This is a genomic window from Gammaproteobacteria bacterium (assembly GCA_016199745.1).
GTDB lineage: Bacteria > Pseudomonadota > Gammaproteobacteria > Acidiferrobacterales > Sulfurifustaceae > JACQFZ01.
Map to the genome: position 1 here is coordinate 1 of JACQFZ010000029.1, position 20558 is coordinate 20558.

Annotated in this window: 28 protein-coding genes, 1 tRNA gene and 1 pseudogene; 17 read left to right on the forward strand and 13 right to left on the reverse strand. The window is 59.0% G+C overall.

Features of this window, described 5'->3' with window-relative positions; translation table 11 throughout:
- The coding region (locus HY308_07870) for a transposase (protein ID MBI3898200.1) at positions 1–123 on the forward strand (123 nt) is incomplete at its 5' end.
- Positions 124–157: 34 nt separating this feature from the next.
- Here the strand turns inward: HY308_07870 and HY308_07875 are convergent.
- The 7 genes from HY308_07875 to HY308_07905 all read right to left on the reverse strand — a co-directional run bounded on the left by HY308_07875 (position 158) and on the right by HY308_07905 (position 4852).
- Positions 158–331 (reverse strand): hypothetical protein, encoded by a 174-nt coding sequence (locus tag HY308_07875; protein MBI3898201.1) that lies wholly within the window; start codon positions 329–331, stop codon positions 158–160.
- 153 nt (positions 332–484) lie between these two features.
- On the reverse strand, positions 485–2359 hold the full coding sequence (gene hflB, locus HY308_07880) for an ATP-dependent zinc metalloprotease FtsH (protein ID MBI3898202.1): 1875 nt from the start codon (positions 2357–2359) through the stop codon (positions 485–487).
- 19 nt (positions 2360–2378) lie between these two features.
- Positions 2379–2786, reverse strand: a complete 408-nt coding sequence (locus HY308_07885) for a hypothetical protein (GenBank protein ID MBI3898203.1) — start codon at positions 2784–2786, stop codon at positions 2379–2381.
- Between the two features lie 184 nt (positions 2787–2970).
- Positions 2971–3405: a hypothetical protein gene (locus HY308_07890; GenBank protein MBI3898204.1), complete on the reverse strand. Its 435-nt coding sequence runs from the start codon at positions 3403–3405 to the stop codon at positions 2971–2973.
- A gap of 146 nt (positions 3406–3551) precedes the next feature.
- On the reverse strand, positions 3552–3854 hold the full coding sequence (locus HY308_07895; GenBank protein MBI3898205.1) for a universal stress protein: 303 nt from the start codon (positions 3852–3854) through the stop codon (positions 3552–3554).
- A 129-nt stretch (positions 3855–3983) separates the two neighbouring features.
- Positions 3984–4211 (reverse strand): YHS domain-containing protein, encoded by a 228-nt coding sequence (locus HY308_07900; GenBank protein MBI3898206.1) that lies wholly within the window; start codon positions 4209–4211, stop codon positions 3984–3986.
- A 131-nt stretch (positions 4212–4342) separates the two neighbouring features.
- Entirely contained in the window at positions 4343–4852 is a 510-nt protein-coding gene (locus HY308_07905; GenBank protein MBI3898207.1) for an SRPBCC family protein, read from the reverse strand.
- On the opposite strand from HY308_07905, the gene HY308_07910 reads away from it, so the two are divergent.
- The 5 genes from HY308_07910 to HY308_07930 all read left to right on the forward strand — a co-directional run bounded on the left by HY308_07910 (position 4760) and on the right by HY308_07930 (position 8374).
- On the forward strand, positions 4760–4960 hold the full coding sequence (locus tag HY308_07910; GenBank protein MBI3898208.1) for a hypothetical protein: 201 nt from the start codon (positions 4760–4762) through the stop codon (positions 4958–4960). The genes HY308_07905 and HY308_07910 overlap by 93 nt on opposite strands.
- 376 nt (positions 4961–5336) lie before the next feature.
- On the forward strand, positions 5337–6389 hold the full coding sequence (locus HY308_07915) for a PAS domain-containing sensor histidine kinase (GenBank protein MBI3898209.1): 1053 nt from the start codon (positions 5337–5339) through the stop codon (positions 6387–6389).
- Positions 6386–7033 carry a response regulator transcription factor gene (locus HY308_07920; GenBank protein ID MBI3898210.1) on the forward strand — a complete coding sequence of 216 codons (648 nt, stop codon included), beginning with the start codon at positions 6386–6388 and terminating at the stop codon, positions 7031–7033. The genes HY308_07915 and HY308_07920 overlap by 4 nt, the downstream gene beginning before the upstream one ends.
- A 164-nt stretch (positions 7034–7197) precedes the next feature.
- The gene (locus tag HY308_07925) at positions 7198–7551 is read left to right on the forward strand and encodes a YkgJ family cysteine cluster protein (protein ID MBI3898211.1); all 354 of its coding nucleotides are present in this window, start codon (positions 7198–7200) and stop codon (positions 7549–7551) included.
- Between the two features lie 73 nt (positions 7552–7624).
- The gene (locus HY308_07930) at positions 7625–8374 is read left to right on the forward strand and encodes a DUF1275 domain-containing protein (GenBank protein MBI3898212.1); all 750 of its coding nucleotides are present in this window, start codon (positions 7625–7627) and stop codon (positions 8372–8374) included.
- Positions 8375–8519: 145 nt separating this feature from the next.
- On the opposite strand, the gene HY308_07935 is transcribed toward HY308_07930, so the two are convergent.
- Complete coding sequence (locus HY308_07935) at positions 8520–8783, reverse strand: hypothetical protein (protein ID MBI3898213.1); 264 nt, start codon at positions 8781–8783, stop codon at positions 8520–8522.
- Between the two features lie 238 nt (positions 8784–9021).
- On the opposite strand from HY308_07935, the gene HY308_07940 reads away from it, so the two are divergent.
- Genes HY308_07940 through HY308_07950 form a run of 3 tightly spaced genes read left to right on the forward strand, consistent with a single transcriptional unit; the run spans position 9022 to position 11333 of the window.
- Complete coding sequence (locus HY308_07940) at positions 9022–9405, forward strand: response regulator transcription factor (GenBank protein ID MBI3898214.1); 384 nt, start codon at positions 9022–9024, stop codon at positions 9403–9405.
- A gap of 36 nt (positions 9406–9441) precedes the next feature.
- On the forward strand, positions 9442–10227 hold the full coding sequence (gene fnr / locus HY308_07945; protein ID MBI3898215.1) for a fumarate/nitrate reduction transcriptional regulator Fnr: 786 nt from the start codon (positions 9442–9444) through the stop codon (positions 10225–10227).
- A gap of 29 nt (positions 10228–10256) precedes the next feature.
- Positions 10257–11333: a sensor domain-containing diguanylate cyclase gene (locus HY308_07950; GenBank protein ID MBI3898216.1), complete on the forward strand. Its 1077-nt coding sequence runs from the start codon at positions 10257–10259 to the stop codon at positions 11331–11333.
- 646 nt (positions 11334–11979) lie between these two features.
- On the opposite strand, the pseudogene HY308_07955 reads toward HY308_07950, so the two are convergent.
- A pseudogene (locus HY308_07955) lies at positions 11980–12249 on the reverse strand (isoprenylcysteine carboxylmethyltransferase family protein).
- Between the two features lie 108 nt (positions 12250–12357).
- Complete coding sequence (locus HY308_07960) at positions 12358–12984, reverse strand: radical SAM protein (GenBank protein ID MBI3898217.1); 627 nt, start codon at positions 12982–12984, stop codon at positions 12358–12360.
- Positions 12985–13200: 216 nt separating this feature from the next.
- Here HY308_07960 and HY308_07965 point away from each other — a divergent pair, with 216 nt between their 5' ends.
- The 8 genes from HY308_07965 to HY308_08000 all read left to right on the forward strand — a co-directional run bounded on the left by HY308_07965 (position 13201) and on the right by HY308_08000 (position 16851).
- Positions 13201–13395, forward strand: a complete 195-nt coding sequence (locus tag HY308_07965) for a hypothetical protein (GenBank protein MBI3898218.1) — start codon at positions 13201–13203, stop codon at positions 13393–13395.
- A 96-nt stretch (positions 13396–13491) separates the two neighbouring features.
- Positions 13492–13556, forward strand: a tRNA-Leu gene (locus HY308_07970).
- Between the two features lie 21 nt (positions 13557–13577).
- Positions 13578–14225, forward strand: coding sequence for a cytochrome c biogenesis heme-transporting ATPase CcmA (gene ccmA / locus HY308_07975; protein ID MBI3898219.1), 648 nt, complete (start codon positions 13578–13580; stop codon positions 14223–14225).
- Positions 14222–14899 (forward strand): heme exporter protein CcmB, encoded by a 678-nt coding sequence (gene ccmB, locus HY308_07980; GenBank protein MBI3898220.1) that lies wholly within the window; start codon positions 14222–14224, stop codon positions 14897–14899. The genes ccmA and ccmB overlap by 4 nt, the downstream gene beginning before the upstream one ends.
- A 62-nt stretch (positions 14900–14961) precedes the next feature.
- Complete coding sequence (locus tag HY308_07985; GenBank protein ID MBI3898221.1) at positions 14962–15702, forward strand: heme ABC transporter permease; 741 nt, start codon at positions 14962–14964, stop codon at positions 15700–15702.
- Positions 15699–15869 carry a heme exporter protein CcmD gene (gene ccmD / locus HY308_07990; GenBank protein MBI3898222.1) on the forward strand — a complete coding sequence of 57 codons (171 nt, stop codon included), beginning with the start codon at positions 15699–15701 and terminating at the stop codon, positions 15867–15869. Before HY308_07985 ends, ccmD begins: the two co-directional genes overlap by 4 nt.
- Positions 15866–16312 carry a cytochrome c maturation protein CcmE gene (gene ccmE / locus HY308_07995; GenBank protein ID MBI3898223.1) on the forward strand — a complete coding sequence of 149 codons (447 nt, stop codon included), beginning with the start codon at positions 15866–15868 and terminating at the stop codon, positions 16310–16312. Before ccmD ends, ccmE begins: the two co-directional genes overlap by 4 nt.
- Entirely contained in the window at positions 16309–16851 is a 543-nt protein-coding gene (locus HY308_08000) for a DsbE family thiol:disulfide interchange protein (protein ID MBI3898224.1), read from the forward strand. Before ccmE ends, HY308_08000 begins: the two co-directional genes overlap by 4 nt.
- A gap of 137 nt (positions 16852–16988) precedes the next feature.
- Here HY308_08000 and HY308_08005 read toward each other — a convergent pair whose 3' ends face one another.
- Genes HY308_08005 through HY308_08015 form a run of 3 tightly spaced genes read right to left on the reverse strand, consistent with a single transcriptional unit; the run spans position 16989 to position 20278 of the window.
- Positions 16989–17858: a tetratricopeptide repeat protein gene (locus tag HY308_08005; GenBank protein ID MBI3898225.1), complete on the reverse strand. Its 870-nt coding sequence runs from the start codon at positions 17856–17858 to the stop codon at positions 16989–16991.
- On the reverse strand, positions 17855–18304 hold the full coding sequence (locus HY308_08010) for a cytochrome c-type biogenesis protein CcmH (protein MBI3898226.1): 450 nt from the start codon (positions 18302–18304) through the stop codon (positions 17855–17857). The genes HY308_08005 and HY308_08010 overlap by 4 nt, the downstream gene beginning before the upstream one ends.
- Entirely contained in the window at positions 18305–20278 is a 1974-nt protein-coding gene (locus tag HY308_08015) for a heme lyase CcmF/NrfE family subunit (GenBank protein ID MBI3898227.1), read from the reverse strand.
- Between the last annotated feature and the right edge of the window lie 280 nt (positions 20279–20558).

The window sequence follows — 20558 nt, forward strand, 5'->3', positions numbered from 1 at the left end:
CTCATCGAAAACTTCTTTGCCAAACTCAAACAATTCCGCGCCGTTGCCACGCGCTATGACAAACGGGCGCGTAACTTCCTGGCGGGTATTTATTGTGCGGCTATTTGGGTGTGGTTGGCGTAATTGGTGACACGCCCTAAGCTCCCTAACAACCGGATTAGATGACGCCGCTGATGACAGCGGCTGCAATGATTGCGATAGCCACGACGTTAAGCGCGTTGGTTGCGGACGTGTCCGAGTTTTTCTTCGCGAGCAAAAATCCCAACACCACGAATACTGCCAACACGGCGACTCCGTGGGTAATCCAAGGGTGTCCGCTGGCGGCCTTCATCAGCGACATCGTCAGAGCGTGTTTAAAAACCCCTCTCCCGGTGGGAGAGGGGTAATAATCCGAACCGTTTGTAAGTTTTTAAACAGCTTCTTATAAACTGGCACTGATGAAGGCAGAGAGTTGATGAGACCATGCATCCTGCTATCAGCACCATTATGTAAACGTACATGCCGTCTCCCTGAGCACCGGCCGGTCCAGGATCTTGAGCTCGTCCTCGCCCAGGGTTTCTTTGGCAAGCAGTTGTTGCGCGCCGCGTTCCAACGTCTGCCGCCGCTCACGCAGAATCGCCAGCGCCTGGTCGAACGCCGCGGTCAGGACGTCGCGCACGGCGTGGTCGATCTCGCGCGCTGTCTCCTCGCTGTAGTCACGCGGATGGGTCGTCGTCGGCACGTCGAGCAGCGTCGCCCGGTCGTTCTCGTAGACGACATGTCCGAGCTTCTCCACCATGCCGTAGCGCATCACCATACTGCGCGCGATGTCGGTCGCTTTGGCGAGATCATCGGCCGCGCCGGTGGAAAAATGTCGGTAGACGAGTTGCTCGGCGGCGCGCCCGCCGAGCAGTACCGCCATTTTGTTCTCTAGCTCAGCACGCGTCATGAGGTAACGATCTTCGGTCGGCCGCTGGATGGTGTATCCGAGTGCGCCGATGCCGCGCGGAATAATCGACACCTTGTGCACGACATCGGTACCCGGTAACGACAGCGCCACCAGCGCGTGACCCATTTCGTGATGCGCTACGATCTCGCGCTCCTTGACGTTAAGGAGGCGATTCTTCTTTTCGAGGCCGGCGACGATGCGCTCCACGGCGCGCGTGAAATCGTCGAGCGCGACTGACTCGGCACCGCGGCGCGTCGCGAGTAGCGCCGCTTCGTTCACGAGATTGGCCAGATCGGCGCCGGAGAAACCCGGCGTAAGCGCGGCAATCTTTTCCGGATCGGCGTCGCCTGCCAGCCGCACTTTCTTAAGATGGACCTTGAGGATATCTACTCGCCCTCTCTTATCCGGCCGATCGACCAGCACCTGCCGATCGAAGCGCCCGGCGCGCAACAAGGCAGGATCGAGTATCTCCGGCCGATTGGTGGCGGCGAGCAGCATCAGCCCGACGCTCGGGTCGAAGCCGTCCATTTCCGTGAGCAATTGATTCAGTGTCTGTTCCTTCTCATCGTGCCCGCCGGCAAGCGGCGACGCGCCGCGGGCGCGGCCCAGTGCGTCGAGCTCGTCGATGAAGATGATGGCAGGCGCAAGCTTGCGCGCCTGGTCGAAAAGATCGCGCACCCGCGCCGCGCCGACACCGACGAACATCTCCACGAACTCAGAGCCGCTGATTGAAAGAAACGGTACCTTAGCCTGGCCGGCGACGGCGCGGGCGAGCAGCGTCTTGCCGGTCCCGGGCGGACCGACCAGCAGCACGCCTTTGGGAATACGCGCGCCGAGACGGCCGTAGCGTTTCGGATCTTTTAGGAACTCGACGATCTCCTGCAATTCTTCCTTGGCCTCGTCGACGCCGGCCACGTCCTCGAACGACACGCCGGTCTGCTTCTCCATGTAGACCTTGGCCTTGCTCTTGCCGATTTCGAGCATGCCGCCGGCCGCGCCGCCCATGCGCTTCATCAGCAAGCCCCAGATGCCGACAAAAATCACCGCCGGCAAAACCCACGACAGCAGGGTAGCAAGCCACCGGCTTTCAATCTTGCCCGCGAAGCGCACGTTGGCGGCTTCCAACTCCTTAACGAGGTCGGGATCGGCGACGCGCACAACCTCGAAGCGGTGGCGATCGCCGCCGGCACGCTTGAGTCGTTCGAGTGTCGCGGCCGGCAGCTTTCCTTCGAGACCATCGGCGTCCAATACGCCCGCAATCGCCGTTTCCGTGATCGCCGCCTCCTCGACCTTGCCGGCCTTGAGCAGTGTCTTGAACTCGCTGTAGGTCAGATCCTCCGTATGCGTATCCGCGAAATAATTCTGCACCGCGAGCAGCGCCAGAAACATGATCACGAAATACCACAGGGAGAATTGATGTTTGTTCTCCATAGCGATCGCGCGCTCTGTTTTAAGGAGTACGCATCGGAAAATGTTCTCGAACCTTTTCCACAATTTGACGATCAGTCATCTTATCAACCGTTTCGACACCGACGACGTGCGCGGGGAAATGGTTCTTATCGAGACGCTTCTTCAGTTCTGTCTTCGCCTCGCCCGGGCCGAAGATCACCACGGACTCGCCGTCGGGAATCTGGGCGATGACTTCGTCGTAGTATTGGCTCAGATGCTGTCGGTAAGTTCGCTGCGCGTGATCGTCCGCCGGCCTCGGTTCTCGCGACGCCGTCGATACCACCCCATCGTAACGCCGCGGTTGTCGGTCGACGTTGGCGGCAACCGACTTCACGCTCTCGCCTTCGTCGGTCACGGTCACGATGACGGCGCGTGTATGGTCTATCCACAATCCGACTTCCGTTTTCATAGCCGCTCCTGCTCAGTAACTAGTACTAAGTGTGGCGCTCCCGGTAACGAGATATCTTGATCTGTATCAAAAAATGCGTGGGCTAGGAAAAACCTTGAATCCTGAAGGTGTCCCCCGAAAAACTGATCATGTATGCAGGCGACGCGCGGTTCCTGGGTAAAACGGTGTTGCATGCGGCTTAACCTTATTTCCGTCGCATCATCTCCATCAGCGCCTCTTGCTGCCCCAGCATCTGGTCCATCATTTGCTGCATCATGTCCATGCGTGCTTGCATCATCTGCATACGCTTTTCCGTCGGCGCGTCGGTGCCCTCCGCCGGCTTCATGCCCTGCGCCATCATGCCGCCCATCGCCTTCATGTGGGTCTGCATGAGCTGCATATGCTCCTGCATCAGGCGTTCGCGTTCCTTCGGGTCGCTGGTCTGCTGAATTTTTGCCATCTGCTCATGCATCTTTTTCATACTGTCCATCATCGCCGGCGGCATACCGGCGCTTTGCCCGGTGGCAGGCGCCGGTGTGGCGGATGCATTCGTTTGCGCCTGCGCATGGTGGGTATCGTCGGCATAGGCCGGCGCGCACAAGATCGAGGCAAAGGTAACGACATATAAAAGCGATTTCATGGCGAATCTCCGGATCAATATTGAAAGGCTTATATATGACAACACCACCCGCATTTCATTGACCCACGTCAAACGTTGCGACACAGTGTCGGCGTCGTCGCCCGGCAACGATCGCCCCCTGCGATAGCTCGCACAATCGCCGGAAGCTACGGAGAGCCTATGAAACCCATGGACGAACTACGCCTCGCGCAAGCGGCTTTCCAAAACACCAACGATGCCATCATTTTGCGATCGAGATAGACATCGCCTTGCCGCCGCGCCGAAGCCTCATATTGCTGCAGCAGATCGGCGTTCATAACGCCGAACTCGGTCGGTAACGCGTAGGCCGGTTCCAACACGTGAATGCCGACGATTTTCGCATTCAGTATTTTTGCCAGCCGCACGCCGTCGCCAACGACCTTTTCGGAAAGTTCCGAACCGTCGGTCGGAATAAGAATGTTCTTGTACATGTCGCCTCCTTTTTATTTCGATGGTTCCATGATCACGATAGCGAGCGGCGTGTTTCAGGTATTGATTTGGATCAGAGATATGCCGAAGGTGAGATACCGAACCAGAATGAATCCTTCATCGTATCCTCCTCACGATTTCCTTTGCGCCGCCTCGTGGTACTTTCCCGGCTCGGACGAGAAACGTGCATGGCACCCGCCGGAGCAGAAATGATAGGTCGCACCGCAATAAACGACGCTCGCCGCCGCTTGAAACTCGCTCAACGACCGCCCGCAAACCGGGTCGGCGAACAGCGCCCCGGCTGGTCGTGGCGCCGGCTCTGGAAACCACGAAAATGATCTGAAGGCGTACGTCAGCATATAGAACACTCCTCGTTCGTTCTAGCACGGGGCGCTAACGCTCGGATTGACCGAGGCCAAACGCCACGATCACGATGAGCACGCCGCCCGCGATCGCGCCCGGCGACTGCCCGGGCCAACGGGTTTGATGACTATGCAAGCTTGCTGCTTTGCGATCCGGCTCCATGGCTTGTTTCCTCGAAATGTTTTACCGCATCACTGACCATTCGTTGGCTACACCAGCGCGCGTCATAGCGGCTGAACAGCCGACCGAATAAAGATTCCGGCAACGCGTAGTCAATGAAGACGCGGAACCGTGAACGGTCGTCGCGCGGGGTAATCTCAAAACCCATTTGATAATGTCCGATCACCAATAGATGCGGTTGATCGATCGTCTTCCAGACTTTGCGACGAGGCAGGACACGTTCGGTGACCACCTCCTCGACCGCGAGCGACATCCCGAAGACGCGCCCGGCGATGCGCACGCGCGATCCCACGCGGCGTCCGCCGGCTTCGTCGACGTCGATTTCCATTCGACCACCGCCCAGCCTCCACGAGGGTTGGTTCATGTGCGACGCCAACCGCGCGTGGTCGTCGGCATACTCGAAGACCTTGTCGGCGGGCGCGTGGATCCAGGCGCCTTGCTTGATTGCGAGTCTTATCGTTTCGCCGATTTCGGCCGCACGCTATCTACCCGCTGTTTGTGGCGGCGGCGCATCGGCCCAAGGCGGCGTACGCTGCCGGTAGCGAAAGCGCTTCTGCCTGGATAATATGCCCAGCTGTTCGTTAAGTGCTTCGTGGGGTTATCGCTCATACGAGACGCCTCCTTGAGAACCAGTAGATGCGAGAATTTTGCGCGTTCCGCACAGCACCGGTATTGATATGAATCAAATATCACCCTCATCCACCGGCGCTAAATCGTCTTCCGTTACTCCGGACTCACGTTTAAAGCGTCTGCTTACCATTCTCGGGCCGGCACTGCTCCTGGCCGGGGTAACGGTCGTCTTGACGGCATTCGCCGCGACCCTGGGTTTTTACCGCACCGAGATGCTGATAATCGCCGCCGCGGTTACCGGTGCCGCGCTCGTCTTCGCCACGGTCCTGCTTTATCGGCAAGCGGCGCAACAGCGCACCGCCAAGCGCACACTGGACGATGTGGAAGCGCGGATCGGCGGCATCATTAACTCGGCGATGGATGCGATCATCACCATCGATCGCCATCAACACATCGTCCTGTTCAACGACGCCGCCGAACAGGTGTTTCGTTGGCCGCGCGCGGCGATGATCGGCCAGCCGCTCGACCTATTACTGCCGGCGCGCTTTCGCGACCTGCACCAGCAACACGTTCAGCGTTTCGGCGACATCGGCGCCACATCACGCCGCATGGGGGCGAATACCATCCTCACCGGTCTACGCGCCAACGGCGAGGAATTCCCAGTGGAAGCGTCTATCTCGCAGTTCGGCCAAGGCAAGCAAAAACTCTACACGGTGATCTTGCGCGACGTTACCGAGCGCGTAAAAGCGGAAGACGCGTTACGCCGCTCGAAGGAAGAGTTGCGCGAATTGGCGGCGGCCGCCCATCAGTTGCGCGAACAAGAAAAACGCGCGATCGCACGCGAGCTGCACGACGAGTTGGCGCAGGCGTTGACCGGCCTCAAAATGGACGTCGCCTGGATCAAGGACAAGCTACCGGCACCGCCGCCGGAGATTGTGAATAAACTGCAAAACATGGAGTTATTGCTCGACGACACCGTCGCCGCCACCCGGCGGATCTCCGCCGACCTGCGTCCGATGATGCTCGACGACCTCGGTTTGGTTCCGGCGATCGAGTGGCTGGTGCAAAACTTCATCGAGCGTACCGGCATCCATTGTGAGTTCATCCTCACCGACCCCCATCTCGAATTGCACGATCCGCACGCCACCAGCCTATTCCGCAGCCTGCAGGAATCGTTGACCAACATCGGCAAACACGCCAACGCCGGAAACGTCAACGTCACGCTGGCGAGCACCGACGACACCGTGACGCTCAGCGTGCGCGATGACGGCGTCGGCTTCTCGCTGCAATCGCCGCGCAAACCCAATTCCTATGGTCTCATCGGCCTGCGCGAGCGCGCCTATCTGCTGGGCGGCACGGCAACGATCGAAAGCCGCCCCGGCGAGGGAACTTGCATCGAGGTCCGGTTACCATTCACCTTATGATACGAGTCATCATCGCCGATGATCACACCATCGTGCGCGAGGGTTTGAAACAACTGCTCGCCGGCGCCGACTTCGAAATCGTCGGCGAGGCGCGCGACGGCCACGAAGCGATCGAATGCGTGCGAACGCTCGCGGCGGACGTGTTGCTGCTCGATATGTCGATGCCGAAAAAAAGCGGCATCGAACTGATCAAACAGATCAAGAGCGAAAGACCGAAGCTGCGCGTGCTCGTCTTGAGCATGCACGAAGAGCAACAGTACGCCATCCGCGCGATCAAGGCCGGCGCCTCCGGCTACCTGACGAAAGACAGCGCCTCGGCGCAACTGATCTCGGCGATCCGCAAGGTCGCCGGCGGCGGCGCGTTCATCAGCAGCGCCGTCGCCGAGCAGCTCGCGCTCGGCGCCATGCCGCAAACCGAAGGCCCGCCGCATACGGCGCTGTCCGATCGCGAGTACCAGGTGTTTCAGCTGCTGGTCTCCGGAAAATCCGTGACCGAGATCGGCGAGCAATTGAATCTGTCGGTCAAGACGGTGAGCACGCACAAGGCGCGGCTGATGGAGAAGTTGGGCCTGACCAACCAGACGGAGTTAGTGCGTTACGCCATCGCGCATCGTCTGGTCGATGACCCGAGCGCTGGCGGCTAGTGTCCTAAAACACCCCTCATCCCGCCAAAGGCATGAAACCGATGGGCGACATCGATTCCAACTGGAAAGAAGAACGAGAACTTCCCGTCGTCACACCACATTCGCTCTGTCTGGCGTTATACTGCTTTGCCTGATCAATGTAGCAGTCTGCGAAAAATAGCGTCGTGACCCATCACCGCCAGAAAATTCAATTCTTTCGGCAACGTATTCCATCGTTCGAATGCAAACCCGGATGCCACGATTGCTGTGGGCCGGTGACCGCCTCTACCGAAGAGATGGCAAGGCTTCCCGTCAAGAGCGATGACGAACACGAGACGGCGCTTGCCGATCTCCGCTGCCCCCACCTCGGTGAGCATGGATGTACCGTCTATGAAGAGCGGCCGCTGATCTGTCGTTTATTCGGAACGACGCCGCGACTCCCGTGCCCGGTCGGCAAGCGGCCGGAGACGATGATCGACTCGCAAGTAGAACAGCAAATTTACCGATTTTTTGCGAGCACGCGTCATGTGTTGGTTTGAGGTGGCAAGAGTCGAGAACTAGAGGTTGCCCCATCCTGCAGGCTTCATTTTCAACTACCAACGCCGTCTTTCCATGCCGATAAACTATCTCGCCCAACTCACCGCCCGCGAGCGAACCGCGCGGACGAATCTTCATCTGGGGGTATCGCTGGCGTTCGTCGCCGGCGCGCTGAATGCCGGCGGGTTTTTGGCGATCGGGCAATACACGTCGCACATGACCGGCATTGTTTCCGCGGCGGCGGATAATTTGGTGCTGGGCAATATCGCCTTAACGGTTGCCGCGGCGCTGTCGCTGCTGTCATTCATTAGCGGCGCGGGAACGACGGCGGTGCTGGTCAGCTATGCGAAACGGAACTCCGGGAAGAACATCTACGTCGTTCCATTGCTGATCGAAGCGGTGTTACTGCTACTCTTTGGCATTATCGGCGGTACCTTACGACTGCACGAGATCGTCAGCATCTCGTTAACGGCGATCCTGCTTTGCTACGTGATGGGTTTGCAAAACGCGCTGGTAACAAAGGTATCCAACGCCGAAATTCGCACGACACATTTAACCGGTCTCGTTACCGACATCGGTATCGAGCTGGGTAAGTTGATTTACTGGAACCGCGGCCATCGCGTCTCCCAGCAGGCGGTGCGAGCCAACCGGGTTCGGCTACGGATTCACAGCTTGTTGGCGATGGCGTTCTTTTTCGGGGGCGTCGCCGGCGCGTTCGGATTCAATCATGCCGGCTTTGCATCGACGATTCCGCTGGCGGTGGCACTGGTAGTCATGGCGTTGGCGCCGGCGTTCAGTTCACGGCGGCCGGTGGCAGCAGAATGAAACAGAGTTGTGGTGAGCAAGCGTAGCGTGCGCCATGCGCACGATTACTCCATCTCCCCGAAACTGTCATCCTCATGTTGTAGGGACGTGCGCATGGCGCACGTTACATTTGCTACCCCTCTCCCGGAGTGATAGGGGTGATAAGTTATTCGATCGATACGGATTCGAGATAATCCGGCACGTGTGTGGTCCAGCCTAAGTTTTCTTCGATGCGGTGGCGTAGTGCGTCGGCGGCGTAGGGTTCGCCATGGGCGATGAAGGTTTTGCGCGGCGGTGATTCGAAATGTTCCAGCCAGTTCAAGATTTCGTTGTAGTCGGCGTGCGCCGATAGGTTGTCGATGTTGGCGACCTCGGCGCGCACGGGAATATATGAGCCATGGATCTTGATGGTGTCGGCGCCATTCACCATGGCGGCGCCGCGGGTGCCGCCGGCAGAGATCAACTAAAATCGTTATTAGCGGCGCCGGATCTTGGTCAGCGCGCCGCGACATTCCTCCTGATCAGGCAATCGCCGCGGGTCCGTTAACGTAGGAGAATTCCTACACGCCGGCTCCTCTCCGTCCTACCCCTAAAATCAGAACGCCCTGACAGGCAGATTCAGCACCCGCCGATACGATCGCGGGCGTTGTCGGCCGATACTTTCGTCCATGGAAATGCCGGTCGCCTCGAAGAACGTTTTTATTGTCGAAGATTCCGTCGCGGTGCGCGCGCGGTTGGTCGAGTTAGTGCGCGCCATTGATGGTGCGACCGTCGTCGGCGAAGCCGGAACGCCGGTCGATGCGGTGATCGGAATCATGAAGACCCGTCCCGATTTTGTCGTTCTCGATTTTCAGCTCGAGGGCGGCACCGGTGCCGACGTGCTGCGGATGATTCGCCCGCAGATGCCGAAAGTTGTCGTTATGGTGCTGACTAATTATCCGCTGGCACAGATCCGTCGCGCCTGCATCGAGGCCGGTGCGGACACGTTTTTCGATAAAACGAGCGAGTTTGGAAAGATCAAGGACGTCATCGCGGGCACCGCGCCCGGGTAACGAGACACATCATTCAACACATTAGAGGCCGTCGCCATGGGATCCGCTGCTGCTTTCCGTGCTATCGATAAAAATTTGCCCATACCCATCAACCACCGCGCCGCATCGAAAAACATTGAGCGTTGCCCGATCTTGTGTTCGAGCTGCAATCTGCGCCACCTCTGTCTGCCGTGCGGCATGACCGACGCCGACGCTGAATTTCTCGGCGACTTACACTTCACTCGCCGCCATCTGAAACGCGGCGACACGCTCTACCGCGCCGGGGCGAGCTTCGACTCGCTCTACGCGGTTCGCAGCGGTTTTTTTAAGAGCTACGCGATCACGGAAGACGGTCGCGAACAAGTGACGGGTTTCCAGATGACCGGCGAAATCATCGGCCTTGATGGCATCGAGAACGACAAGCACAGCCTAACGATCAAGGCGCTCGACGACGCCGTCGTCTGCGTCATTCAATTCACCCAGCTGGAAGAAATGGCAAGCCGGCTACCCGCCTTGCAGCGCCAAATCCATCGCCTGATGAGCCGCGAAATCGTGCGCGATCAGAGCATGATGATGCTGCTCGGCGCGATGCCGGCCGAGGGACGCGTAACCGCCTTCCTGCTCGGCCTGTCGCAACGCTTCGCCGCGCGCGGCTATGCCGCCTCCGAGTTCATTCTGCGCATGACGCGCGAGGAAATCGGCAGCTATCTCGGGCTGAAACTCGAAACCGTGAGCCGGGTATTCTCGCGGCTGCAGCAATCCGGCCTGATCGACGTCCAACAAAAACACGTGCACCTGCGGGACATGACGGGCCTTCAGGCGATCCTGGGAGGATCCGCGTAACAACGCGATACGACAAGGAGTCGCTACCCATGTGCGCACAAAGGCACCCTCTTTCCGCCGTCGGACTATCGCTGCCGCCGGAGTTGTTGGCGAACGCGCTGACGGTGATCGCTAACCCAGTCTTCATTGCCGATCGGCGAGGCTACATCGTTTGGGTCAACGACGCCTTCTGCCGAATCAGCGGTTACTCGCCCGACGAAATCATCGGCAAGAGTCCCCGGATTTTAAAATCCGGGAAACAAGACGCCGCGTTTTATCGGCAACTATGGGAAACCATTCTCGCCGGCAACACCTGGCACGGCGAAGTCGCACAACGCCGCAAAGACGGCAGTCTGTTCACCGTGGAAGAAGCGATCTCCCCCCTGCGCGACGACACCGGCGCCATCACCCACTATGTCGCGATTCACCATGATGTCACGCGACGCAAGAATGAGGTCGAGCGCGAGCGCTACCTTGCCTACCATGACACGCTGACCGATCTGCCGAATCGCGCGATGTTTTTCGACGTGCTGAAGCAGGCGCTCGCAAAGTCCGGGCGCACGGCAAATTCGTTGGCGTTACTCTATGTGGACGTTGATAACTTCAAGTCGATCAACGATACCTTGGGGCACCACAGCGGCGACCGCCTGTTGCGCGCCGTCGCCGACCGATTGCGCGCGGCGGTCCGCAAGCACGACACCGTCGCCCGACTCGGTGGCGATGAATTCGCCGTCCTTCAGACCGATCTCGACCATCCGGAGATCGCCGACGCGCTTGCCGCCAAGGTGTTAGACACCATTTCGCAACCGTTCATGATCGACGGGCACACGGTGCACGTGTCCGTGAGCATCGGCATCGCTATACACCCGGGTGATGGCGATAGTCCACCGGATCTGCTCGGCAACGCGGATCGGGCGATGTATCAGGCGAAAAACCACGGACGAAATAACTATCGGCGACATTGCCCGATGACACCACGATTGTTGGTTTCGGTTCAGGAATGCCATACCAAGAATACCGTCGAACCGACGTCGTCAAGGCAAGATCGCGCCCGCCGTTTTCCACGAGCGGCATCACGCAGAAGGTGCACGAACGACCATCGATTGGATGGGGAGAACGATGCATGAATTTCACTGCGCAGAACGACGGTCGAATCGGCGAGAGTTTGTCGTCGGCAGCGACGTTGCCGGATTGAAACCCCGTGACGTCCGATGGCTGTTAACCCCTCTCCCACCGGGAGCGGGGCAGGGGGTGAGGGAAAATGTGGCGGAAATTGGCTCTGGTTCCCTCACCCCAACCCCTCTCCCGGTGGGAGAGGGGTAATACGCCGAACACTTCTAACGCGATCTAGTGTCCTGAGTCATTAATTCGTTAAAGAATCCCCAGACGCTTAACGTTGCGTCTCCCTCTCCCCTTGCGGGAGAGGGAACAAGGGAGAGGGGTGATATTACGCCCCCTCTCTCCCGCAAGGGGAGAGAGGGACCCGAGGTTTGAGATCCACGAATTCTTGAATGAACTAATGACTCAGGACACTAGGTCGCGGTGATGAAACGGCGTTGCGTCCATCGAGTTAAACAGCTGCGCCAGCTCGCACCGCTGTAACTGGCTGCAAAGCAGCGACGCTGCATACGCTGGCGACCATTTTTTCGGCGTCATGCATGGGTTGCCTCGCGCGCCGCGCTGATTACGTTCTTAGCCGCGGCGCCCCTAGACGAATGAATCAGCGCACGCTCCTCGGTATCGAGCTTGGCGCCTACGAGATCGAGAATCGCGGATGAAGGCAAAGCTGAGGAGGTGAAACGGCCCGAAATGCGGGTTAGCCTTCCAGCCGAAGAGCATTTCGAGTAGATGACCGGCGTCGTGCGAGAGCCAGTCCACTCCGGGGTAACGGCTTTGCAGCCAGCCGGAGAGCAGATAGATCGTGAGCGGATAGCCGTACATTTCGCTGAACAGCGCCACCAGAAACGCGGACAGCGCGCCGAACGAGCGCCAGTCGCGTTTGCTTTGCGGCTTGGCGAAGCTGTAAAGAAAAATGCAGAAGATCTGAAGATCTCATGAACAACGAAACCACCGCGGCGACAGACACCCAAGATAAAGGCGGCCTTGAAGATGGATGCACCGCCGTCTTGATTTCGCTGTATGAAAAAATAATTAGCCGACCCCATCGAGCACGCGCCGGCGGAACCGCAGGCCGAGCCGGTAGGCGATGTCGCGGCAGGCGGCGATGTCCACCTCCGGCAGACCATCGATCGCGGTCAGGGTAATATCGGGCACGAACTCGCGCGCCCGCGCCACGAAGTCGAGCATCGCTTCGTAACTGTGCGGGTGGATCGGCCGGCAGTGGCGTGCGTAGACTTCCGCGTTGTGCGCGTTGAGCGACACCGACAACGCATCGACAATGCCCTCCAGATCGGGCGTGATGTCGCGCTCATGGACGAGATTGGCCAAGCCGTCGGTATCGATGCGGATGACGGCGCCGTGTCGGCGCAACTGCCGCGACGCCTCGAGCACATCGTATAGCCGCAACGTCGGCTCGCCGAAACCGCAAAACACGATTTGCTCGTAGCGCTCGGCATCGCCGGCGGCGACGACGATTTCATCGACCGTCGGTTCTCGTTGCAGACGCAGCGTGTCGCCGTGCGTCGTCCAGCAACCATTTAACGTGGGACGGAAGCGGCAACGCAGCGTGCAGCGGTTGGTCACATTGAGATAACGGTTGTTACCGATGGTATAGCCGACGATGCCGCAGCCGATGGATCCCGGCGGTGTTTCGTTCATCCTGACTCCTCGCCGCCGCGCGTTCGCGAGCGCAGGATTCTTGTACGCGCAACCGGGAAGCGTTGGCTTGATTCAGATCAAGCCGACGGCACGCGCCTTCCTTACCATCGAGTCAAAATAAAGGCCTATGGAGAAACGTAGCCACCGCGTCCATCACCCCTTCCCCTCTCCCGGAGGGAGCGGGGTTTACACATTAATGGCGCCTTAACCTGGACCATGACCATGCCTACGCACGTCCTGCCTGAAACCGAAGAGCTGGCGGCGCCACCTTCATTCGCATTGCTCTATGTGGGCATCGACAACTTTAAGTCGATCACAGAGACCTCGACAGCAACGGCTAAAGTTGACATAAGCGCAAACACGAGCGCCGACGGCGGCGCGCCGCTAGCCGCTGTCGAAAATCTGTCGTAAAGTTTGCGCGAGTAGTAAGTTGCGAGGAACCGCGGCTGATCGGCAGTGAGTGCTAAAGCACTGATCCCATTAGACGCGTCAGATAACTTACTGATCGCCCCGAGACTTGTAGCTGCCTCCTAAGCGGTAGGTCGCCGGTTCAACTCCGGCCCGGGGCACCAATAGTGGCCGTGGAGTCCTGTTTGGCGCATCGTCTCGATATCGTTGATCTCAGCTGCACACGCGGCGATCGGCCGCTTTTTAGTGGGCTAGGTCAGAGCGTTGCTGCGGGTGAGTTGTTGCATGTGGTAGGTAGCAACGGCAGTGGTAAGACGACGCTACTGCGAACCCTTTGCGGGCTATCGCAGCCAGCGGCGGGGGAAGTCCGTTGGCGCGGTACATCGACGCGAGCGTTAAGCGACACCTATCGGCAGGATCTAACCTATCTCGGCCATCTGGACGCGGTTCAAGGCGAGCTCACGCCGCCGGAGAATCTGCATGCGTTAGCGCGGATGGCGGGCGGCAGCGGCAAAATCGACGAAGCGCTGGAACGCCTGGGATTGACGGCGCACCGCTCCTTCCCGGCAAAGATCCTGTCACAAGGCCAAAAGCGGCGACTGGCGTTGGCGCGGCTCTTAGTGCTCCAAAAACCCTTGTGGATTTTAGACGAACCGTTTACAGCGCTCGATGCCCGCTCCTGCCGTCTCATGACTGAGCTCCTAGCGGAACATCTCGCGAGCCAAGGGATCATCGTCCTGTCGTCGCACCAAGACTTCGATATGCCCGGCGCTGTGATCAAACGCATTGATCTCGACCAGCTGCGGCACGCTCGGAATCGACCGTCAGCGTGAGCGGGCTCGTCAGCGCCACCCTTAGCATCGTTCGCCGCGATCTCACGGTCGCACTGCGACGCGCGCAAGACGCGCTAACGCCGGTCATCTTCTTCGCGATCGTCGTCAGCCTATTTCCGCTCGGCGTCGGTCCGGAGCCGGCAACGTTGGCGACCATAGCGCCGGGGGTGTTGTGGGTCGCGGCGCTGCTGTCGACGATGCTGTCGTTGCCGCGGATGTTCAGCAACGACTATGCCGATGGCACGCTCGAGCAACTGTTGCTGGCACCGCATCCCCTATCCGTACTGGTGTTGGCCAAGGTGCTGGCGCATTGGCTACTGACCGGCCTGCCGCTGGTGCTGTTGTCGCCGCTACTAGCGCTACAACTGCAGCTACCCGCCGACGCAATCGGCACGCTGACGCTGTCGCTACTCCTCGGCACGCCGGTGCTGAGCCTGCTCGGCGCCACCGGCGTAGCGCTTACGCTCGGGCTGCGCGGCGGTGGCGTGTTGGTTTCGCTGCTGGTATTGCCACTGTATACTCCGGTGCTGATTTTTGGCGCCGGCAGTGTCGCGGCGGCCGCCACCGGATTAGATACGGAAGCTTATCTCTCCCTGTTGGGCGCATTCCTGGTGCTGGCCTTGAGCTTTGCGCCTTGGGCCACTGCGGCGGCACTACGCACGTCGTTGGATTAACGGGAGCGAGAACACCCACTCTCTGCCTGACCCGTGTGGTGAAGGGAAGTTGGTGAAAATCTATGTTTCAATCGATACACAACTACGCGTCACCTAAAACGTTCTATCCCCTCGCCGGCCGCTTGCTTCCGTGGTTTGCCACGGCGACGGTTTTATTGCTCGCCATCGGGCTCTACCAAGGACTATTCGTTGCGCCGCCGGATTACCAACAAGGCAACAGCGTACGTATCATGTTCATTCACGTGCCCGCCGCCTGGATGTCCATGTTCGTCTACGTGGTCATGGCGGTCGCCGGCGCCACCGGACTCATCTGGAACGTAAAGCTCGCCGAAGTGCTGGCGCGCTCGTGCGCACCGATTGGCGCATCGTTCACCCTGCTAGCGCTTGCCACCGGCTCGCTCTGGGGCCGACCGATGTGGGGCACCTGGTGGGCGTGGGACGCGCGCATTACCTCCGAATTGATTCTGCTGTTCCTCTACATGGGGTTCATGGCGCTGCAGGCATCGATCGACGACCCTAAGCGCGCCGCCCGCGCGGCGGCGATTCTGGCGCTGGTCGGCGTCGTCAATATCCCGATCATTCACTTCTCGGTCGAATGGTGGAACACGCTGCACCAACCGGCATCGGTCGCGCGCATGGGCAAACCGACGATCCATCTAAGCTTGTTAATTCCTCTGCTGTTGATGGCGGCTGCTTTCAAAACTTACTTCGTTACCGTGCTGCTCATGCGTATGCGCAACGAAATTCTGCTGCGCGAACGGCACACCTCGTGGGTCACAGACGTCATCGAGAGCAAGGCATGAACTGGTCCGACTTCTTCGCCATGGGCGGTTATGCACTCTATGTCTGGGGTGCGTATGGCTTGGCGGTAATTATCTTGAGCGTAAATGTGCTGTTGCCGTTACGCCGCCGCAAAACCGTACGCCGCCAGCTTGCCGACTACTACCAGCTACAAGACGAATCGCGATGAAGCCGCGCCATAAACGATTGGCGGTCATTGTCGTCGGCGTCGTTGGCCTGACGGTGGCGTCGCTGTTCGTGCTGAACGCATTCCGCAGTAACTTGGTTTACTTTTATTCGCCAAGCGAGACGCTGGCCGGTAAGGCGCCGATCAATCGCGCGTTCCGCCTTGGCGGTATGGTGGAAAAAGGCAGCGTACAGCGCTCCAGCGACGGCCTGACGGTCGATTTCGTCGTCACTGACTTAAAACAAAAACTGCCGGTGCACTACCAAGGCGTGTTACCCGATTTATTCCGCGAAGGCCAGGGCGTGGTCACGCAAGGCCGGCTCGTTAACGGCCGCTTCATGGCCGATCAGGTCCTCGCCAAGCACGACGAAAAGTACATGCCGCCCGAAGCCGCTAAAGCGCTTGCCGGCGGATCTTATGTTCCGGGCAAGGAACCCTCGAAGTGAAAAAATTTTTGATTCCGATTGCCGGCTTCGTCGCGCTCGGCGGCCTATTCGTCTACGCGCTGTACCTCATGCAAACCGGCGGCTACAACCCGCGCGATATTCCATCGCCGCTGATCGGCAAGCCATTGCCCGCCTTTACGCTGCCGGTGCTGCATGAACCGACACGCACAGTAACGCCGGAATCGCTACACGGCCGTGCCTATCTGTTGAATGTTTGGGCATCGTGGTGTGTCGCTTGCCGCCAGGAACATCCGGTCTTGAACGAGCTGGCGCATAAGAAGACGGTGCTAATCGTTGGCCTTAATTACAAAGATCAGCGCAGCGATGCGCTCGACTGGCTCGACAACTTCGGCAATCCGTACGATCTAAGCCTGGTCGACGCGACTGGAAGAACGGGAATTGAATTGGGTGTCTACGGGGTGCCGGAGACATTCGTCATCGATAAGAACGGAATCATTCGCTACAAGCACATCGGGCCGGTAACTCCCGAGTCGCTGGCGCAGGTGTTGCTGCCGAAGTTGGCGGCGCTCAACGAATAGCTTTATGACCCCCACCCTAGCCCTCCCCCGCTTCGCCGAGGAGGGAATGGAGACACGGTAAAGTCAGTCGACATTTGTTGTCCCCTCCCCCGCGCTTTTGCGGGGGAGGGTTAGGGTGGGGGTAAAAAAATCGGCAGTTATTTTTTCGCCGCCCGCAGACGCGCCGCTTCGAGCGCGCGCTGCACTTGCGGTGTGACTTCGCTGTCCGGCGGTAATTCTTTCAACAAGCGCTCCCAATACTGCGCCGCCTGTTTAAATTTATTTTCCTTGAACGCCACTAAGCCGAGCGTCCACAACGCCGCGGGATGCTTGGGGTTGAGCTTATAAAGCTTACCGAACAACGCCACTGCCTCAGGATCGGGATTCGCCGGATCGCGCGACATTAAGAATGCGGCGTAGGCGGCGATGATTTCGGGACGGTTCGGCGCGAATCGATAGGCATGCACGTAAGCTTGGCGAGCATCGTCCGGGCGACCGAGCACTTCATACGACCGGCCGAGTTTGGCCCAGCCTTCAGCGTCGTTCGGATTGTCGCGCAGCTTTTGCTCGAGGCGTGCCACCATTTGCAGCACCATCGGCGGCATACCGGCGCTCTGCACCGTTTGCGGCTGCGCCAATTGCCCGAACGTTTCGTAATTGATTGCCCAATACAAGCCGGCTGGAACTAGCAACACCAACGCCGCAACGACAACGACAATGACGCTGCGAGTAACGGGCGAACCGGATACAGCCGGCGCCGGTACCTCGGTAAATTCGTCGAGCTCCTTCAGCGCGCGCGCCAGCTCACCTTCGAGACGCAGGCGCTCGTCGGCGGCGACCGCTGGATCGATATTGGCATCGCCGGTTTCAATATCGAGCTCGCGCAATTGCGCCAACAAACGCTCGCGCAATTGCACCAGTTGGTGATACCCCTCGTGGGTTACCGCGGCACCGCGCAAAATCGGGCGCACGAGATAAAAAACGGTAACGACCGCGATCAGCGCGACAACGACGATCAACGCAATCATGGTTCGTCCTGGCGGGCGGCGCGCACGCGGGCGGCGTCTTCTTCTGATAACTTCGGCGACGGCGCCAACGGCGTGCGCTGACGATGCCGCAAATACACCAATGCCGAAGCGCCAAGCATGACCAATACCAACAACGGACCGACCCACACCAGCAGTCCCGGTCCGCGCGCCGGTGGTTGCATCAGCACGTAGTCGCCGTAGCGATCGACGAAGTAATTGATGATTTCCTGCCGGCTCTTACCGGCAGTAATTTGCTCGCGGATGATTTGGCGCATGTCACGCGCTAAATCGGCGTCGGATTCGGCGATCGGTTGATTTTGGCAAACGGTACAACGCAGCTCTTTGGCGATGTCGAGCATTTGCCGTTCGAGCGGATCTTCGTTGACCTCGGCGGCAAACACCGGCAGCAACATTAAACAAAGCACGAGCCCGAAGACGCGTATCATTTATTTGGCGCCGACGGCGGCGGCGGTAACAGCCGCAGACGCGCGTTGCTTGCGCCGACCGCTCAACGACAGCACCAAACCCGACAACACGATGCCGCCGCCGATCCAAATGAACTGCACCAATGGATTGACGTAGGCATGCACTGCCCAGCGCCCGTTGTCGACCGCCTCGCCCAATACCACATACACGTCGCGCACCGGCGTCGAGTCGATGCCGGTTTCGTTCATCGGCATTTCCTGGCGCGGATAACGGCGGCGCTCCGGCGAAACATAACGACCGGAATTGAGCAGCGCGATACGCGCCTCGATCATTTGATAATTGGCCCGCTGACCGGCACTCACCCCTTCGAAACGCAAGCGCTCGCCGGCGATTTCGAGCACATCGCCCGGCTTCATTACCACCGACGCCTCGCTACGGAATAAGCCGGAGCCCACCAGGCCGAGAGCGATCACCACGATACCGAGATGCACCACCATGCCGCCATAGTGCCGACGATTACCGAGCACGGTTTTGCCGGCCGCTCGCAGCCACGGTTCATTAAGCTGCACCCGCCGCTGGCGCAGGGCACGCACGTAGTCGATGATCACGGCGGCGCCGGCCAACAACGCCAGCCCAACGCCCGCTGGCGCCGTCCAGTGGCCCTGCGGCAGCAACACGACCATGGCGATGGCCGCGGCCACACCGACCGCGATCGGCAACAGCATTCGCTGTTTTAGGCGCTGCACATTCGCCTTACGCCATGGTACCAACGGGCCGATCGCCATCAGTAATAAGACGCCCAGAAAAATCGGCACCATCACGGCATTGAAATACGGCGCGCCGACGGTGAGCTTGGCGCCGGTGAGCGCCTCGAGCGCCAACGGGTACAACGTTCCGAGCATGACGACCAAACAAGCGGCGGTGAAAATGACGTTGTTCCAAACGAATAATGATTCGCGCGACAACAGCGACGTAATCGACTCTTCCGCCTGCTGATAGCGCCCGCGCAACATGAAGATGCCGAACGATGCCGCCAATACGGTCGTCATGAACGCCAAAATGTAAGCACCGCGACCCGGATCAACGGCAAAGGCATGCACCGACGACAACACGCCGGAACGCACTAAAAAAGTGCCGAGCAACGATAACGAAAAGGTCGCGATGACCAAGAATATGTTCCACGCGTGGAGCATTCGCCGGCGATCTTGCACCGTGATCGAATGGATCAACGCCGTACCGAGCAGCCAAGGCATGAACGAGGCGTTCTCCACCGGGTCCCACGCCCAATACCCGCCCCATCCCAGCTCGTAATAGGCCCACCAACCACCGAGCAGAATACCCACCGTAAGAAAGCCCCAGGCGACCAACGCCCAGCGGCGTATATGACCGATCCACAGCTCGCTACGCCAGCGCGTCAACAATGCCGCGATCGCAAACGCAAACGGCACCGAGAAGCCGACGTAACCGAGATACAACATCGGCGGATGGATCACCATGCCGGGGTCTTGCAACAGCGGATTGAGATCGCGTCCGTCCTGCGGAATCGGTAGTAACCGCTCGAACGGGCTCGACAAGAATAAGATTAAACCGAGGAAGCCGACGACGAGCGCGCCCTGCACGGCGAGGATGACCGGCAGATGCTGCGGATAATGTTTACGTCCATGCCAAACCACCAACAGTGTGTAGAGGCTCAACACCCACACCCATAAATAGAGTGAACCCTCGTGCCCGCCCCACAGCGCCGCTACCTTATAAAAGAGCGGTAACTGCGTATTGGAGTTGATGGCGACATAAAGCACTGAGAAGTCGCTGGTCATGAACGCATGGATCAACGTCGCGCCGCCCATACTCAGCAAAACGAATACAGCGACTGCTGCATTCACGCTCACAGCAGCGACATTTGGAACCCGGAGCACACGCGCCACTAACGGCGCCAGTGCCTGCATAGCGGCAACGACAAGCGCCAAGAAAACTGCGAAGTGGCCTAGCTCGATGAGATACAACAAGGCGTCGTCAAAACCGTTAGTGAGAGCGGGACGATTCTACCCGCCTGCGCGAGTACGGCAACAAAGAATTTTTTCAGACCTAGCTTGGGGCATCGGAAAAAATCGCGTTACATTTTTATTAACAGAAATTGTGGATAACTATGTGGTTAAGTCTGTTGCGCCTAGGCGAAGTCCGAGTAAGCAACGCATCCGCATTAGATTGAACATTTTTTAAACAGAAGCAGGCGGAACAAAAACAATATGTTGCATAATTCTCTGCGCTGTAATA

What these genes read in the sequence shown, in the direction of transcription:
- HY308_07875 (MBI3898201.1), bottom strand. Translation starts at nt 331, where the DNA reads ATGAAGGCCGCCAGCGGACACCCTTGGATTACCCACGGAGTCGCCGTG.
- hflB (MBI3898202.1), bottom strand. Translation starts at nt 2,359, where the DNA reads ATGGAGAACAAACATCAATTCTCCCTGTGGTATTTCGTGATCATGTTT.
- HY308_07885 (MBI3898203.1), bottom strand. Translation starts at nt 2,786, where the DNA reads ATGAAAACGGAAGTCGGATTGTGGATAGACCATACACGCGCCGTCATC.
- HY308_07890 (MBI3898204.1), bottom strand. Translation starts at nt 3,405, where the DNA reads ATGAAATCGCTTTTATATGTCGTTACCTTTGCCTCGATCTTGTGCGCG.
- HY308_07895 (MBI3898205.1), bottom strand. Translation starts at nt 3,854, where the DNA reads ATGTACAAGAACATTCTTATTCCGACCGACGGTTCGGAACTTTCCGAA.
- HY308_07900 (MBI3898206.1), bottom strand. Translation starts at nt 4,211, where the DNA reads ATGCTGACGTACGCCTTCAGATCATTTTCGTGGTTTCCAGAGCCGGCG.
- HY308_07920 (MBI3898210.1), top strand. Translation starts at nt 6,386, where the DNA reads ATGATACGAGTCATCATCGCCGATGATCACACCATCGTGCGCGAGGGT.
- HY308_07930 (MBI3898212.1), top strand. Translation starts at nt 7,625, where the DNA reads ATGCCGATAAACTATCTCGCCCAACTCACCGCCCGCGAGCGAACCGCG.
- HY308_07935 (MBI3898213.1), bottom strand. Translation starts at nt 8,783, where the DNA reads ATGGTGAATGGCGCCGACACCATCAAGATCCATGGCTCATATATTCCC.
- HY308_07940 (MBI3898214.1), top strand. Translation starts at nt 9,022, where the DNA reads ATGGAAATGCCGGTCGCCTCGAAGAACGTTTTTATTGTCGAAGATTCC.
- fnr (MBI3898215.1), top strand. Translation starts at nt 9,442, where the DNA reads ATGGGATCCGCTGCTGCTTTCCGTGCTATCGATAAAAATTTGCCCATA.
- HY308_07950 (MBI3898216.1), top strand. Translation starts at nt 10,257, where the DNA reads ATGTGCGCACAAAGGCACCCTCTTTCCGCCGTCGGACTATCGCTGCCG.
- HY308_07960 (MBI3898217.1), bottom strand. Translation starts at nt 12,984, where the DNA reads ATGAACGAAACACCGCCGGGATCCATCGGCTGCGGCATCGTCGGCTAT.
- HY308_07965 (MBI3898218.1), top strand. Translation starts at nt 13,201, where the DNA reads ATGACCATGCCTACGCACGTCCTGCCTGAAACCGAAGAGCTGGCGGCG.
- HY308_07985 (MBI3898221.1), top strand. Translation starts at nt 14,962, where the DNA reads ATGTTTCAATCGATACACAACTACGCGTCACCTAAAACGTTCTATCCC.
- ccmD (MBI3898222.1), top strand. Translation starts at nt 15,699, where the DNA reads ATGAACTGGTCCGACTTCTTCGCCATGGGCGGTTATGCACTCTATGTC.
- ccmE (MBI3898223.1), top strand. Translation starts at nt 15,866, where the DNA reads ATGAAGCCGCGCCATAAACGATTGGCGGTCATTGTCGTCGGCGTCGTT.
- HY308_08005 (MBI3898225.1), bottom strand. Translation starts at nt 17,858, where the DNA reads ATGATTGCGTTGATCGTCGTTGTCGCGCTGATCGCGGTCGTTACCGTT.
- HY308_08010 (MBI3898226.1), bottom strand. Translation starts at nt 18,304, where the DNA reads ATGATACGCGTCTTCGGGCTCGTGCTTTGTTTAATGTTGCTGCCGGTG.